This is a genomic window from Pseudonocardia sp. TRM90224 (assembly GCF_021245725.1).
Lineage (GTDB): Bacteria > Actinomycetota > Actinomycetes > Mycobacteriales > Pseudonocardiaceae > Pseudonocardia.
This window is the reverse complement of record NZ_JAJGSX010000003.1, coordinates 600529-615203: the sequence shown is the minus strand read 5'-3', so window position 1 is coordinate 615203 and position 14675 is coordinate 600529. Positions and strand designations below refer to the sequence as shown.

At 71.4% G+C, this 14675-nt stretch carries 13 protein-coding genes; 7 read left to right on the top strand and 6 right to left on the bottom strand.

Annotation, left to right across the window (positions count from 1 at the left end):
- The first annotated feature begins 90 nt into the window (after positions 1 to 90).
- Together LL648_RS07025 and radA are read left to right on the top strand one after the other, a co-directional pair.
- Positions 91 to 795, top strand: coding sequence for a hypothetical protein (locus LL648_RS07025; RefSeq protein ID WP_232661583.1), 705 nt, complete (start codon positions 91 to 93; stop codon positions 793 to 795).
- Positions 792 to 2150 carry a DNA repair protein RadA gene (radA, locus tag LL648_RS07020; protein WP_232661582.1) on the top strand — a complete coding sequence of 453 codons (1359 nt, stop codon included), beginning with the start codon at positions 792 to 794 and terminating at the stop codon, positions 2148 to 2150. Before LL648_RS07025 ends, radA begins: the two co-directional genes overlap by 4 nt.
- A 25-nt stretch (positions 2151 to 2175) precedes the next feature.
- Here the strand turns inward: radA and LL648_RS07015 are convergent, their stop codons facing one another.
- Positions 2176 to 3027 (bottom strand): hypothetical protein, encoded by an 852-nt coding sequence (locus LL648_RS07015; RefSeq protein WP_232661581.1) that lies wholly within the window; start codon positions 3025 to 3027, stop codon positions 2176 to 2178.
- A gap of 293 nt (positions 3028 to 3320) precedes the next feature.
- Between LL648_RS07015 and LL648_RS07010 the strand changes: the two genes are divergently transcribed.
- Entirely contained in the window at positions 3321 to 4187 is an 867-nt protein-coding gene (locus LL648_RS07010; protein ID WP_232661580.1) for an A/G-specific adenine glycosylase, read from the top strand.
- A gap of 7 nt (positions 4188 to 4194) precedes the next feature.
- The gene (locus tag LL648_RS07005) at positions 4195 to 4656 is read left to right on the top strand and encodes a 2'-5' RNA ligase family protein (RefSeq protein ID WP_232661579.1); all 462 of its coding nucleotides are present in this window, start codon (positions 4195 to 4197) and stop codon (positions 4654 to 4656) included.
- Here LL648_RS07005 and gabP read toward each other — a convergent pair.
- Entirely contained in the window at positions 4600 to 6021 is a 1422-nt protein-coding gene (gene gabP, locus LL648_RS07000; RefSeq protein ID WP_255684542.1) for a GABA permease, read from the bottom strand. The two genes, LL648_RS07005 and gabP, sit on opposite strands and share 57 nt — an antisense overlap.
- A 93-nt stretch (positions 6022 to 6114) precedes the next feature.
- Complete coding sequence (locus tag LL648_RS06995) at positions 6115 to 6903, bottom strand: alpha/beta fold hydrolase (protein WP_232661578.1); 789 nt, start codon at positions 6901 to 6903, stop codon at positions 6115 to 6117.
- Positions 6904 to 6920: 17 nt separating this feature from the next.
- On the opposite strand from LL648_RS06995, the gene LL648_RS06990 reads away from it, so the two are divergent.
- Entirely contained in the window at positions 6921 to 7229 is a 309-nt protein-coding gene (locus tag LL648_RS06990; RefSeq protein WP_232661577.1) for an antibiotic biosynthesis monooxygenase family protein, read from the top strand.
- A gap of 80 nt (positions 7230 to 7309) precedes the next feature.
- Here the strand turns inward: LL648_RS06990 and LL648_RS06985 are convergent, their stop codons facing one another.
- Positions 7310 to 8194 (bottom strand): alpha/beta fold hydrolase, encoded by an 885-nt coding sequence (locus LL648_RS06985; protein ID WP_232661576.1) that lies wholly within the window; start codon positions 8192 to 8194, stop codon positions 7310 to 7312.
- A gap of 65 nt (positions 8195 to 8259) precedes the next feature.
- Here LL648_RS06985 and LL648_RS06980 point away from each other — a divergent pair, with 65 nt between their 5' ends.
- Together LL648_RS06980 and LL648_RS06975 are read left to right on the top strand one after the other, a co-directional pair.
- Complete coding sequence (locus LL648_RS06980) at positions 8260 to 8958, top strand: helix-turn-helix transcriptional regulator (RefSeq protein WP_232661575.1); 699 nt, start codon at positions 8260 to 8262, stop codon at positions 8956 to 8958.
- A gap of 88 nt (positions 8959 to 9046) precedes the next feature.
- The gene (locus LL648_RS06975; protein WP_232661574.1) at positions 9047 to 10522 is read left to right on the top strand and encodes an FAD-dependent monooxygenase; all 1476 of its coding nucleotides are present in this window, start codon (positions 9047 to 9049) and stop codon (positions 10520 to 10522) included.
- A gap of 31 nt (positions 10523 to 10553) precedes the next feature.
- Here the strand turns inward: LL648_RS06975 and LL648_RS06970 are convergent, their stop codons facing one another.
- Complete coding sequence (locus LL648_RS06970) at positions 10554 to 11552, bottom strand: YihY/virulence factor BrkB family protein (RefSeq protein ID WP_232661573.1); 999 nt, start codon at positions 11550 to 11552, stop codon at positions 10554 to 10556.
- Between the two features lie 502 nt (positions 11553 to 12054).
- The gene (locus tag LL648_RS06965) at positions 12055 to 14598 is read right to left on the bottom strand and encodes an ATP-dependent Clp protease ATP-binding subunit (protein ID WP_232661572.1); all 2544 of its coding nucleotides are present in this window, start codon (positions 14596 to 14598) and stop codon (positions 12055 to 12057) included.
- Positions 14599 to 14675: the final 77 nt, after the last annotated feature.

The window sequence follows — 14675 nt, the reverse complement described above, 5'->3', positions numbered from 1 at the left end:
CCCGCACCGCCGCACGGCGGCACGCTCGTCCGGAAGGGATGTCAGACAGTGAGCCGCACCCTGCGTATTCGCCCGACCGGAGCAGTGCCGGTGGTCAAGCTGGCGATCGGACTGATGGTCGGGGCCGTCGCGCTGGCCGGCTGCGGTGCCGGTCAGGTCACCCAGACCAGCCGTCAGGTCGCCGCCGTCGACGGTGCCAGCGGCGGGGCCGGCAGCATCGCCGTCCGCAACGCCAAGATCGAGTTCGGCGAACACGCCGAGGGCGACAGCGTCTACCCGCGCGGCGGCGACGCTCCCCTGTCCATGGTCCTCATCAACGCAGGTACGCAGGACGACGAGCTGGTCTCGGTGAGCAGCCCGGCCGCGTCCACCGTGGTGATCAGCGGCAACAAACTCGTCCCGGCAGGCGCCACCATCATGGTCGAGGGCGCCCCCGCACCGGTGGTGCCCGCGGCACCGACCGGCACCGCCCCGACCGGCACCGCGAGCGCGCGGCCGAGCGGCGTGGTGGCGCCGACGGCATCCCCGACGGCCACCCCGCCCAGCGGCGTGCCGTCGAGCGCCGAGGCCACCGCGGCGGCGAGCGCGACTGCGGCGACCGGGACCACCGCCCCCGACGCCGCTGCGCCTGCCACCACGGGTGCCCCGCAGATCGTGCTGACCGGCCTGCGCACCGACATCGCGGGCGGCCTCACCTACGAGGTTGTGCTGACCTTCCGCAACGCGGGTGAGATCCGGCTCCCCGTCCCCGTCGCGACCTCCGAGGACCCGCGCGTGGACGAGCACGGCGAGTGACCTCTCGGGCTCGCACCGCCCGCGCGACCTACCGCTGCAGCGCGTGCGAGCACCAGACGGCGCAATGGGTCGGCCGCTGCCCGTCGTGTCAGGAGTGGGGCACGTTGGAGCAGGTCGCGGCCGCGCCGGGACCGGTGCGGGCGCGCATCGCGTCGGGTGCGGTCGTAGCGCCCGCCCGCCGCATCGCCGACGTCGAGCTCGACACGGCGCGTAGCCGACCGACCGGCGTCTCGGAGCTGGACCGGGTGCTCGGCGGCGGCCTTGTGCCCGGCGTCGTGGTGCTGCTGGCCGGCGAGCCGGGCGTCGGGAAGTCGACGCTGCTGCTCGAAGTGGCGGCAAAGGCGACCGGACGTGTGCTGTATGTCACGGGCGAGGAATCGGCCGGCCAGGTGCGGTTGCGCGCCGAACGCACCGGCGCGGTGAACGAAGAGCTCTACCTCGCAGCCGAGTCCGACCTCGGCTCGATCATCAGCCACATCGACGAGCTGCGCCCCGACCTGGTCGTCGTCGACTCCATCCAGACGATGTCCACGACCGACGCGGACGGCGCACCCGGCGGCGTGACGCAGACGAGGGCGGTCACCGTCGCGCTCACGGGGCTCGCGAAGGACCGCGGCCTGCCCGTCGTGCTCGTGGGACATGTCACGAAGGACGGCTCGATCGCCGGCCCGCGTGTGCTGGAGCACCTCGTCGACGTCGTGCTGTCGTTCGAGGGCGACAAGCACTCGACGCTGCGCATGGTGCGTGGCGTCAAGAACCGGTTCGGGCCCGCCGACGAGGTCGGCTGCTTCGAGCTGCGCGATTCCGGGATTGTCGAGATGCCCGACCCGTCGGGGCTCTTCCTCGCGCGGTTCGGCGGGCCGCCCGTGCCCGGCACGGCCGTGACGGTCGTGATGGACGGCCGTCGCCCCCTCCCCGCCGAGCTGCAGGCGCTGGTCACGGGCAAGGACATCCCGAGCCCACGCCGCGCGGTGAGCGGGCTCGACAACGCACGGGTCGCGATGCTGCTCGCCGTGCTGGAGAAGCGCGGTGGGGTCCGGCTGCACGACGCCGAGGTCTACGCGGCGACCGTCGGCGGCATGCGGGTGGTCGAGCCTGCCGCCGATCTTGCGCTCGCGCTGGCCATCACGTCGGCCAAGCGCGACGTCGCGATCCCGGCCGACGTCGTCGTGCTCGGCGAGATCGGCCTCGCGGGCGAGGTGCGGAGGGTCGCCGGCGTCGACCGGCGGCTCGCGGAGGCCGCGCGGCTCGGGTTCACGCACGCGCTGGTGCCGCCGGACAGCGGCAAGCCGCCCGCCGGGATGCGGCTAACCGAAGTGCACGACGTCGCGTCGGTGCTCAACGTGGTCCGCTGAGGCCCATCGCCGGTCGTGGTGGTGGTTACGGCACCCGGACGAAGTGCGTCGGGTTGCTGATGGCGTCGTCGACGCGGGTCATCACGCGGTAGTTGCCGGCCGGCACCTGCGGCCGGGCGCCGGCGCACCCCGGCGTCGAGGTGCGCCCGACCCACGTCACGGCGAACGTGATGGGCTGGCCGGGCACGAGCGTGCGCAGGTCGGGCCGCGAGATGTTGGAGCAGTCGTTGCTGGACCAGAGCCGCGAGGAACCGTCGCTGCTCCACACCACGATCTCCTGGCGAGCAGGGTCGAGATCGCGGACGCACGGCTGCTCGCTCGAGTTCATGACGACGAGCCGAAGCACCGGCCGCTCGCCGACCTTGTGCTCGGCGCGGTCGATCTCGGCGCCGATGAAGAGCATCGCGTTGGTGCACGGCACCGGGCCGGTCGCCGGCACCGGCACGGGCGTCGCCGGGGCCGCGCTGCGCGACGGGACGTCGACCTGCACCTCCTCCGACGTCGTCGCCGGCATGCCTTCGGTCGAAGCCGTCGTCGCTGCCGCTGATGCTGACGACGACGGTGGGGTGCTCGCTGGTGGCTCCGCCGCCCCCGGCTGCTGCGCCGACGTGGGCGCGGTTCGTTGCGCCACTGGTTCGATCGACGTGTCGGGCGAGGTGGGTGATGCAGCCGGGGACGGGGAGGCCGGCTGGGGAGCGGTCTGTGCGGCGAGCGTGGCCACCAATGTCGGCGGGGCCTCACCGGCCGGTGCGGGAGGCGCGACGATCAGGACGGTGCACCAGACGATCAGCGCGACGACGCTCACCGCCGACACGATCGCCACCCAACGACGCCTCCAGTAGACGGAGGCGGGCAGCGGCCCGACCGGCTCCCACATGTCACTCAGAGTATCTGAGCGGTTACCATAGGTTGCGGATCTCGGAGGCATCGGCGCGTCGCGGCGCGCCGGAGTCCACCCGGGCGACGGACACTCGATCTTGACATCCGTCACCCGAAGGATGGCACGACACGACCCTTGATCCCGCGCCGCCACCTCGGCCCCGAAGTTCCCCACCGTTTTGGGCCCTTGCGCGCTCGCGGAGCGCGCATCCGCCCAAAACGGTGGGGAGGTTGCTCCTTGCGCGAGGTCGTGTGACCTGACCGGAGCGGGCAGTGGCACCATCTCGACCCGTGCCACTGCTCGCCCCCGTCACCGACTGGTACCTGGCCAACGCCCGCGATCTGCCGTGGCGGCGGCCGGGCACGAGCCCGTGGGGTGTGCTGGTCAGCGAGTTCATGCTGCAGCAGACACCGGTCGCGCGGGTGGAGCCGGTGTGGACGGCGTGGATGGCGCAGTGGCCGACCCCTTCCGCGCTCGCCGCGGCGTCGCGCGCCGACGTCCTGCGGGCCTGGGGCAAGCTCGGCTACCCGCGCCGGGCGCTGCGGCTGCACGACGCCGCTGCCGCGATCGCCGAGCGGCACGGCGACGTCGTGCCCTCCGACGTCGACGAGCTGGAGGCGCTGCCGGGCGTCGGCTCGTACACCGCGCGTGCCGTCGCGGCGTTCGGCTACGGCAAGCGATGTCCGGTCGTCGACACCAACGTCCGACGGGTCGTCGCGCGGGCGGTGCACGGAGCGGGTGACGCCGGGCCCGCCCGGGTCAAGGCCGACCTCGCCGACGTCGACGCGCTGCTGCCCCCGTCCGACGCCGCGGCGGCGACGAAGTCGATCGCGCTCATGGAGCTGGGCGCCGTCGTCTGCACGGCGAGAGCACCGCAGTGCGGCCGCTGCCCGGTGCGCCCCGAGTGCGCGTGGCACGCGGCCGGACGGCCCGCGTACGACGGCCCGCGCAAGCCGGTGCAGGGGTTCGCCGGGACCGACCGGCAGGTCCGCGGCAGGCTCCTCGACGTGCTGCGGGCCGCGCCCGACCCGGTGCCGCGCTCGGCGCTCGACGCCGTGTGGTCCGACGCCGCGCAACGGGACCGGTGCCTGCACTCACTGCTCGTCGACGGGCTGGCAGAGCAGCACGACGACGGCCGATTCGCCCTCCCGGCCTGAGCCCGCGATGGCACACGTCGTCAGCTTCCGCCTCGAGCTCGCCGCCACCGGCGAGCTCGCCGCCATGCGCAAGAAGGTCAAAGGCTTGGGGATCGCGATCCCCAAAGGTCCGCCGAGCGTGACCGCCGCCGCGGCCGCCACGATCCCGCCAGCGGCCCGCGAGGCGCTCGCCGACGAGCTGCGGGTGCTCGTGCTGCCCTCCATCTGGCTCGCCACGCTCGGCACGGTCGCGGGGCGGCCGGACGAGCTGGTGCTCGCGGCCGTCGTCGACACCGAGCTGCTCGCCGTCCACGCGGCCGTGCACGACGCGCTCGCCGGCCGGGTGAAGGGCCCGGTCGCGGCCTACCTGCCGGGCACCTGGCTGCCGCACTGCGTGCTGGCCACCGAGCGCCCGGCAGAGGCGTTCGCCGCGCTACACCCGGTCGCCCCCGTGCGCGCCCGTGTGATCGAGGTCCACGTCAGCGCCTGACGAATCGCCCGACCCGCGGCGCCGGGTCGTGACGATCCCGACCACGACCACCACGACGGTGAGGATCGCCGTCATCGCGAGGTCGAGCTGCTTGGACTCGACGGTCGCCATGTAGATCAGCATCGCGGGGATCAGGATGATCACTGCCCAGGTCAGCCACGGGTACGCCCACATGCGCACGGGCATGTCCGCGCCCGAGCGCTCCAGCTTGCGGCGCAGGCGCAGCTGCGACACCGCGATCACCAGGTAGACGATGAGCGCGATGGCGCCCGCCGTCGCGACGAGCGTCTCGAACACCTTCTCCGGCACGAGGTAGTTCGCGACCACCGTGAGGAAGCCGACCGCCGTCGAGGCGAGTACCGCGACGGCCGGCACGCCTTGCGCAGTCGTGCGCATCACCGCGGCGGGCGCCTGCCCGCGGCGGCCGAGCGAGTAGATCATCCGCGATGCCGTGTAGAGCGCGGAGTTCAGGCAGCTCGCGACGGCGACGAGCACCACCACGTCGACGATCGCCTTCGCGTTCGGGATGCCGATGGCCTCCAGCGCCGCCTGGTAGGAGCCGATCGTCGGCAGGTTCGGGTCGTTCCAGGGCACGAGCGCGACGACGAGCAGGATCGAGGCGATGTAGAACACCGAGATCCGCCAGATCACCGAGCGGGTGGCCTTGCCGATCTGGTCGGCCGGCTTCGGCGACTCGGCCGCCGCGATCGTCACGATCTCCGTGCCCATGAAGCTGAAGATCGTCGTCAGCACGGCGACGATGACCACGCCGAAGCCGTTCGGCATGAACCCGCCGTGCGCGACGAGGTTCTCCAGACCGCTCGTGCCGCTCCCGGGCAGCAGCCCGAGCACCGCGAGGGCTCCGAGCGCGATGAACCCGACGATCGCGCCGACCTTCAGCAGCGCGAACCAGAACTCGAACTCGCCGTAGTTGGCGACGCTGAACAGGTTGGTCACGGTGAGGATCAGCGTCACGGCCAGCGCCCACACCCACTGGTCCACCGACGGGATCCACGAGTTCAGGATCGCGGCCGCCGCGGTGGCCTCGAACGGGATGACGATCACCCAGAACCACCAGTAGAGCCACCCGATGCTGAACCCGGCCCACGGCCCGATCGCGCGATCGGCGTAGGTCGAGAACGACCCCGAGTCGGGGTTGGCCGCGGCCATCTCCCCGAGCATCCGCATGACCAGCACGACCAGGAGGCCGGCGAGCGCGTACGCGATCAGCACCGCCGGCCCCGCCGAAGCGATCGCCTTCGACGACGCGACGAACAGGCCCGCGCCGATCACCCCGGCGATGCTGATCATCGTCACGTGGCGGTTCTTCAACCCCGCGCTGAGCGCGTTGCCCGACTCGGCCAAGGCCGCTCCTTCAGTCGATTGCCCACCGGGATGCGGACATTCGGCGCATCGTCACACTGCGCAACCGGCACGGCAAAAGAAGGGTGTTGGCGATCACAGTCCGGTTCGGACAAAACGGTCCACAGCCTCACGGAAGGCCGTGGGGTTGCCGTCATGCACGAGGTGTCCGGCGCCGTCGACGAGCACGTGACGGGCGGCGGGGAGGCGGCGCGCCATCTCCGTCATCTGCCCCGGCGGCGCAACACTCTCCGCGCCCTCGACGAGCAGCACGGGGCAACGGACCTCGTCCAGCGTCGCCCAGTGGTCCACGTCGGCCCACTCGGCCGCGATCTCGACGACGTGCTCCACCTCGGCGAGCAGGTGGTAGCCGTCGGCCCGCTCCTCGACGCACTCGGCCATGTACTCGCCGAACTCCCGGCGCGGCCAGCCGAATGCCGCACGGACGGCCGCGAGCGAGGAGAACGCGCTCGGCAGCGCGCCGAACCAGGCCCGGGCATCCGCCGCGCTGCGGCCGCGGAAGTCGACCGCCATGTCCTCGACGACCAGCGCCGTCACGAGCTCGGGGTGCCTGGCCGCGAGCACCAGCCCGTGCAGCCCGCCCATCGAATGGCCGACGACGAGCCCGGGGCCGACCGCCGACAGCACCGCGGCGGCGTCCTCGACCATCCGGTCGGTCGTCCACGGGCCTGCGGCCTGCGAGCGGCCGTGCCCGCGGGCGTCGTAGGAGAGCACCCGGCCGTGCTCCACGAGCCACTGGGCGGTGCTCCACCACGTCGTGGCGCGACCCATCAGGCCGTGCAGCAGCAGCACCGGACGGCCCGCGCCGCCGAACTCGACCACCGCGAGCTCCACACCGTCGCTCGCCCGCTGCGTCCACCGCACGTCAGTAGCCTATGAGCATGGCCGTGGTGAAGATCAATGCAATCGAGGTGCCCGAGGGTGCCGGACCCGAGCTGGAGAACCGCTTCTCCAAGCGGCTGCACGCCGTCGACGGTGCACCGGGTTTCATCTCGTTCGAGCTCCTGCGGCCCGTGGCGGGCGAGAGCCGCTACTTCGTCGTGACGCACTGGGAGGACGAGGAGTCGTTCCAGGCGTGGCGCAGCGGCCCGGCGCAGGAGGCGCACGCCGGCGAGCGCGCCCGCCCCGTGTCGACCGGCTCCTCGGTGCTGGAGTTCGAGGTGGTCTTCAGCTCCACGGCCGCGAACTGACCCCGAACTTCCCCACCGTTTTGCCAACCTGCACGCCCTTTTTGGTGTGCAAGTAGGCAAAACGGTGGGGAAGTTCGGGGTCAGGTGAGGTGGGCGAGCGCGCGGTCCCAGAACGGCACGACGAGGAGGTGGCCCGTGTCGGCGACCAGCTCCAGCCGCGCCGAGGGCAGCGTCTTCTGGTACCACTCGCCGTGCGCCGGCCCGACGAAGTCCTCGGTGGCGTAGCCGAGCAGCACGTCGGCCGTGACGTCGGCCGGATCGAAGCCCCACGGCCGCAGCGAGTAGCCGGCCACGTCCGCGATCATGCCCACGCCGCCCTGCGCCAACATCGTGTCGACGAGGTCGCGCACCCGGTCGACGGTGCCCTCCGTCGCGAGCACCGCCGCGTCGGCGTCGGCCAGGCCGAGCAGCGCGAACCGCGCGTCGCCCTGCGTCGCTTCGAGCATCGGCCCGAACGCCCCCGCGAGTGCGGCGTGCGCCTCGGCCGCCGACGCATCGCGCAGCGCGTCCAGCCCTGCCTTGTTCTCGGCCGGGATCCACTGCACGTGCTCGTCGGGCGCCGGCGTGCCGATCACCGCGACCCGCCCGACCAGCTCGGGGTAGCGCGCCGCGAGCCCGAGCGCGATCCGCCCGCCCGCCGACCAACCCGCGACGCCTGCCTTCGCGCCGGCCGGCAGCACCTCGCGCAGCACCGCCGCCGCGTCCTCGATCGCGACCTCGACCGTCGCGAACTCCGACTCGGGCATCGGGTCGGACCCGCCGTAGCCGGGACGATCGAGCGAGACGAGCCGCACGCCGCGGGCCGCCGTCGCGGCCGGATCCGGGTCGAAGGCCCCCGAGCCGGGCGCGATGTGGCAGAGCAGGACCACCGGTGCATCAGCGGGCGCGCCGGGCGTCAGGTCGTACATCGCCACGCGGCGGCCGTCGGGACGTTCGATGTGGCGGGTCGGGCTCTTCGTCGTCATGGGACAAGTTTGATGGAAGGTCGGTGACACCGTGCTGTCACCGTTTTTCGGGCATATTCCTGAGCGTGAACCGCACTGAACGGCTGTACGCGATCGCGGAGGAGCTGCGTGCCGCCGGCCCCTCCGGCCGGACCGGATCGTGGCTGGCAGAGCACCTGGAGGTGTCCACGCGGACGATCAAGCGCGACATCGAGGCCCTGCTGCAGGCCGGGCTGCCGCTCTGGGCGCAGGCCGGGCCCGGGGGCGGCTACGTGCTGGACGCCGTGTCGCTGCCACCGCTCAACATCACCGGCGCGGAGGCGGCCGCCATTGCCGTGGCGCTCGCGGCGCTGCCGGCGCTCCCGTTCGCCGTCGACGGGCGCAGCGCGCTGTCGAAGGTGCTGGCCGCGATGCCGGAAGCGGAGCGGGTGGAGGCGGAGGCGATCGCGTCGAGACTCTGGCTGCGGGTGCCGGAGCGGGCGCCACGGCCGGCGGTGGCGCGGGCGCTCGACGAGGCGGTGCGCCGGCAGCGGGTGCTGGTGCTGCGGTACGCCGACCCCTCGGGCGAGGTCACGGATCGGGCCGTCGAGCCTGCGGCGCTCGCGGCGACCAACGGGCACTGGTACTTGCTGGCGTGGTGCCGCCTGCGGCAGGGGCCGCGCTGGTTCCGCACCGACCGCATCGAGTCGGCCCACCTCACCACCGAGAAGGCGCCGGAGCACGACGCCGCGACCGTCTTCGGCACGCCGCCGGCCGACGCCCGCCCGGTGACGCTGCGCAACTGAGCCGATCGGGTCATCTATTGAACGGCCGTTGAATTACTCTTCGACCACAGCTACCGTAGTACTACAGCAGTTGTGGATAGGAGGAGTCATGAGCAACCGCGTGATCGTGGTAGGAGCAGGCCCGACCGGCCTGATGCTCGCCAGCGAGCTGGCACTGGCAGGCGTGCCCTGCACAGTGCTGGAGAAGCGCGCCGAGGCACCCAACATCACCAGGGCCTTCGGTGTCGCGTCGCGGACGCTGGAGTTGCTGGACGCCCGCGGGATGGCCGACGAGATCATCGCCAAGGGCAACATCGTGACCAACGCGGGGATCAACGTCGGGGTCGGGATCGACCTCTCGCTCATCCCCAGCCGGTTCGCCTACATGCTCATCGCGCCGCAGAGCCTCACCGAGACCACCCTCGAGGCCCGATGCCACGAGCTGGGTGTCGAGATCGTGCGCGGGACGGCCGTCACGGCGGTCGAGCAGGACGCCGAGGGCGTCTCGCTCACCGTCTCCGACGCGAACGGGACGCACGTCGAACGGGCCGCGTACGTCGTCGGCTGCGACGGGGCGCACAGCGCCATCCGGAAGGCCCTGGACATGCCGTTCGTCGGCAAGGAGAACAAGACCCCCATCACGCTGGCCGACGTCCGGCTGCGCGATGTGCCGGACGACTTCGTCTCGGCCGCTGTGACCGGTGCCGGCCTCCGGCTGGTCATCCCGTTCGGCGACGGCTACCACCGTCTGATCATCTGGGACCGGGAGAACGACACGAAGCCGATCGACGCGCCGCTGGACGTGGAAGAGCTGCGTGCGGCATCGATCCGCATCTCCGGCTCCGACCTCGGCATGCACGACCCGCGCTGGATGTCGCGGTTCCTCTCCGAGCAGCGACAGGCCGCGCACTACCGGGTCGGCCGGGTCCTGCTGGCGGGCGACGCGGCGCACACCCACTCGCCGATCGGCGCGCAGGGCATGAACACGGGCATCGGTGACGCCATGAACCTCGGCTGGAAGCTCGCGTCCGTCATGCACGGCACCGCTCCCGGCTGGCTGCTCGACACCTACGAGAGCGAACGGCACCCGGTCGGCTCCATGGTGCTGCGAGTGACCGACGCCCTCACGCGGGCGGTCCTGATCAAGTCGGATCTGGTGCTCAAGGCGGTTCGTGGGCTCATGCGCATCGCGTTCGACGTCGAGCTGATCCGCAAGCACCCCCGCGCGCTGATCAGCGGCGTCGGCATCCACTACGCGCCACGCGGCGACAAGCCGAACAAGCTGGCCGGGCGCCGGGCGCCCGACCGCGACCTCGGCGGCGAGCGGCTCTACGAACTGCTGCGCGACGGGACGTTCGTGCTGGTGGATGGCACTCCCGACGGTGCGGCGGCGCGAGCAGCCGCTGGCTGGGGCGACCGCGTCGAGTTGCGCCGGACCGACGGCGGCGCGGTGATGCTGGTGCGGCCCGACGCCTACGTCGCGTGGGCGAGCGACACCGCCCCGTCGGCCGCCGAGGTGCAGCACGTCCTCGCGGACTGGTGCGGACCTCGGGTCGACGAGGACGTGGTCGTCGCGCAGCGGTGACGCCCCGCCGATGGCGCACCGACGATGACGCTCAGCGGGCCGGGCTGTCCGGGTGCTCGTCGAGGTTGTCGGGGATGCCGTCGCCGTCGCTGTCGGGCAGCAACGGCTCGGGCCGGCCGGCACGCACCGCCTCCAGCTGCGCGGCGAGCGCGAAGCCGGCCAGCAACGCGATCCCCGTGACGTTGGCCCAGATCAGCAACGCCATGACGGCCGTCAACGGCCCGTAGGTGTCGCCGAAGCCCGCGGCGGCGACGACGTACAGCGCCAGCAGGCCGGAGCCCGCCAGCCAGGCGAGCACGGTCACCGACGCCCCGACAGCCAGCCAGCTCAGACCTGGCTGGCTGCGCCGCGGGGCGTGGCGGAACAGCACGGTGACCGCCACGATCAGCGCGGCCAGCCCCACCGGCCAGCGCAGCACGTCCCACACCTCTTCTGCACCGTCGCCCCAGTGGTAGACGACCTCCATCGCCTCGCCGAAGGGCTCGCCCGCGACGATCAGGAGCAGCCCGGCGGCCATCGCCACCCCCGCCGTCGCCGTCAGCAGCGCGGCGCGCCCGTACTTGCGCAGCGCCGGCCGGTCGCGTTCCGTGCCGTAGATCCGGTTCGCGCCGCGTTCGAGCTGCGCGAACGCCGACGTAGCCGCCAGGAAGGCGGTGCCGAGCCCGAGCACGGCAACGATCTCACCCCGCTCGCTGCCCTCGTCCATGCCGCCGATGACCTCGGCGACCAGTGCGTCGCTGCTGCCGGGCGAGATCGCGACCACCGTGCGGGCCACCACCTCCGCTAGCGACTCCACCCCGAGCGCCGTCGCCAGCCCCGCACCGGCGATCACCAGCGGCACCGCGGCCAGCGCGAGCTGCAGGCCGAACGCGCGGGCGTGGCTGAAGCCGTCGCCGTAGCGGAAGCGCAGGAAGGCCGTGCCGAGCAGGTGCCACAAGCCGTACTTGCGCACCGTCTGCCAGGCGTGATCAGCCGTCAACGACTCGCCGGCCATCAGCTCGGTCTCTGGGACGGCGCGGACCGAGCTCATACACCCAATCTAGTGACCCCACTGCCCACGCCCCAGGCGAGTCGCGCGTTCCAGCACGGCGAGTCGCCACTTTCAGCACGGCGAGTCGCCACTTTCAGCACGGTGAGTCGCCACTTTCAGCACGGTGAGTCGCCACTTTCAGCACGGTGAGTCGCCACTTTCAGCACGGTGAGTTGTCACTTCGAGTACGGCGACGGGGTACGCACGCACCGAGATGCGCGACTCACCGCACTGAAGTGCGCGACTCACCGCTCCGAGACGCGCGACTCGCCGTGCCGGAGGTGTCGACTCGCCGTGCCAGAAGTGGCGACTCACCGTGCCAGAAGTGTCGACTCACCGTGCCAGGGATGTCGACTCACCGTGCCAGGGATGTCGACTCACCGTGCCAGGGATGTCGACTCACCGTGCCAGAAGTGTCGACTCACCTGGCGGGACGGCGAACGGCCCGCCGGTACCGGAGTACCGACGGGCCGTTCGACGTGCTCTGGAACTGCGGGCTAGCTCACTCGTCGCCGGACTTCGCCATGTCGACGGGCGGGGCGTCCGGCACCGTGACGGGCTTCGGCTCGCCGCGGAAGACGAACTTCGCCTTGTCGTCGCCGGCCCGCGACTCGGGGGCGTCGGGGTCGAGACCCTCGACGTCCACGACCACGATCTGGCCCGGCTCCACCTCGCCGAAGAGGATCTTCTCCGACAGCTGGTCCTCGATCTCGCGCTGAATGGTGCGGCGCAGCGGCCGCGCACCCAGCACCGGGTCGAAACCGCGGCGGGCCAGCAGGCCCTTCGCGGCCGGGGTGAGCTCGATGGCCATGTCCTTGTTGGCCAGCGCACCCTCGACCCGGGTGATCATGAGGTCGACCATCTCGATGATCTGCTCTTCGGTGAGCTGGTGGAAGACGATGACGTCGTCGATGCGGTTGAGGAACTCCGGGCGGAAGTGCTTCTTCAGCTCGTCGTTGACCTTGTTCTTCATCCGCTCGTAGTTCGACTGCTCATCGTTGCCCTGGGCGAACCCGAGGCCGACCGCCTTCGAGATGTCCTGCGTGCCGAGGTTCGAGGTGAAGATGATCACGGTGTTCTTGAAGTCGACCGTGCGGCCCTGACCGTCGGTCAGACGACCGTCCTCCAGCACCTGCAGGAGGGTGTTGTAGACCTCCTGGTGCGCCTTCTCGATCTCGTCGAACAGGACCACCGAGAACGGCTTGCGCCGCACCTTCTCGGTGAGCTGGCCGCCCTCCTCGTAGCCGACGTACCCGGGAGGGGCACCGAACAGCCGCGAGGCGGTGTAGCGGTCGTGGAACTCGCCCATGTCGATCTGTATGAGCGCGTCGTCCTCGCCGAACAGGAAGTTCGCCAGCGCCTTGGACAGCTCGGTCTTACCGACACCGGACGGGCCGGCGAAGATGAACGAGCCGGACGGGCGCTTCGGGTCCTTCAGGCCGGCCCGCGTGCGGCGGATCGCCTTCGCGACCGACTTGACGGCCTCTTCCTGGCCGATGATCCGCTTGTGGATCTCGTCCTCCATCTTGAGCAGCCGAGTGGTCTCTTCCTCGGTCAGCTTGAAGACGGGGATACCGGTCCAGTTCGCCAGCACCTCGGCGATCTGCTCGTCGTCGACCTCCGCGACGACGTCGAGGTCGCCGGACTTCCACTGCTTCTCGCGCTCGGTCTTCTGCGCGAGCAGCTGCTTCTCCGAATCGCGCAGGTGCGCGGCCCGTTCGAAGTCCTGCGCGTCGATCGCCGACTCCTTGTCGCGACGCACACCGGCGATCTTCTCGTCGAACTCGCGCAGGTCCGGCGGCGCGGTCATCCGGCGGATGCGCATCCGCGCGCCGGCCTCGTCGATCAGGTCGATCGCCTTGTCCGGCAGGAACCGGTCGGAGATGTACCGGTCGGCCAGCGTGGCCGCCTGCACCAGCGCGCCATCGGTGATCGTGACCCGGTGGTGGGCCTCGTACCGGTCGCGCAGCCCCTTGAGGATCTCGATGGTGTGCGTGACGCTCGGCTCGCCCACCTGGATCGGCTGGAAGCGGCGCTCCAGCGCCGGGTCCTTCTCGACGTACTTGCGGTACTCGTCGAGGGTGGTCGCACCGATCGTCTGCAGCTCACCGCGGGCCAGCATCGGCTTGAGGATGCTGGCGGCGTCGATCGCGCCCTCGGCGGCACCGGCCCCGACGAGCGTGTGCAGCTCGTCGATGAACAGGATGATGTCGCCGCGGGTGCGGATCTCCTTGAGCACCTTCTTGAGGCGCTCCTCGAAGTCGCCGCGGTAGCGCGACCCGGCGACCAGCGAGCCGAGGTCGAGCGTGTAGAGCTGCTTGTCCTTCAGCGTCTCGGGCACCTCGCCCTTGACGATGCCCTGTGCGAGGCCCTCGACGACGGCGGTCTTGCCGACGCCGGGCTCCCCGATCAGGACGGGGTTGTTCTTGGTCCTGCGGGACAGGACCTGCATGACCCGCTCGATCTCCTTCTCGCGCCCGATGACCGGGTCGAGCTTGCCCTCGCGGGCGGACTGGGTCAGGTTGCGCCCGAACTGGTCGAGGACCAGCGACGACGACGGGGTGCCCTCACCGCGGCCACCGGAGGCGCCCTCGGCGGGCTCCTTGCCCTGGTAGCCCGACAGCAGCTGCAGCACCTGCTGGCGGACGCGGTTGAGGTCGGCGCCGAGCTTGACCAGCACCTGCGCCGCGACACCCTCACCCTCGCGGATCAGGCCGAGCAGGATGTGCTCCGTGCCGATGTAGTTGTGGCCCAGCTGCAGTGCCTCGCGGAGCGAGAGCTCCAGCACCTTCTTGGCCCGAGGGGTGAACGGGATGTGCCCGCTCGGGGCCTGCTGGCCCTGGCCGATGATCTCTTCGACTTGCTGACGGACGCCCTCCAGGGCGATCCCGAGGGACTCCAGGGCCTTGGCGGCCACTCCCTCGCCCTCGTGGATGAGGCCGAGGAGGATGTGCTCGGTGCCGATGTAGTTGTGGTTGAGCATCCTGGCCTCTTCTTGGGCCAGAACGACAACACGCCTCGCTCGGTCGGTGAACCTCTCGAACATCTGAACTCCTCGCCTACTGCGCCGTACTACGCCGCACTGGCACACGCTGCGCCGCGTACGCCCGTTACCACTCTATC

Excerpts from the sequence above, each read along its gene's own strand:
- LL648_RS06985 (WP_232661576.1), bottom strand. The coding sequence starts at position 8,194 with ATGACGACGAAGAGCCCGACCCGCCACATCGAACGTCCCGACGGCCGC.
- LL648_RS06965 (WP_232661572.1), bottom strand. The coding sequence starts at position 14,598 with ATGTTCGAGAGGTTCACCGACCGAGCGAGGCGTGTTGTCGTTCTGGCC.
- LL648_RS06990 (WP_232661577.1), top strand. The coding sequence starts at position 6,921 with ATGGCCGTGGTGAAGATCAATGCAATCGAGGTGCCCGAGGGTGCCGGA.
- LL648_RS07015 (WP_232661581.1), bottom strand. The coding sequence starts at position 3,027 with ATGTGGGAGCCGGTCGGGCCGCTGCCCGCCTCCGTCTACTGGAGGCGT.
- LL648_RS07005 (WP_232661579.1), top strand. The coding sequence starts at position 4,195 with ATGGCACACGTCGTCAGCTTCCGCCTCGAGCTCGCCGCCACCGGCGAG.
- LL648_RS06970 (WP_232661573.1), bottom strand. The coding sequence starts at position 11,552 with ATGAGCTCGGTCCGCGCCGTCCCAGAGACCGAGCTGATGGCCGGCGAG.
- LL648_RS06975 (WP_232661574.1), top strand. The coding sequence starts at position 9,047 with ATGAGCAACCGCGTGATCGTGGTAGGAGCAGGCCCGACCGGCCTGATG.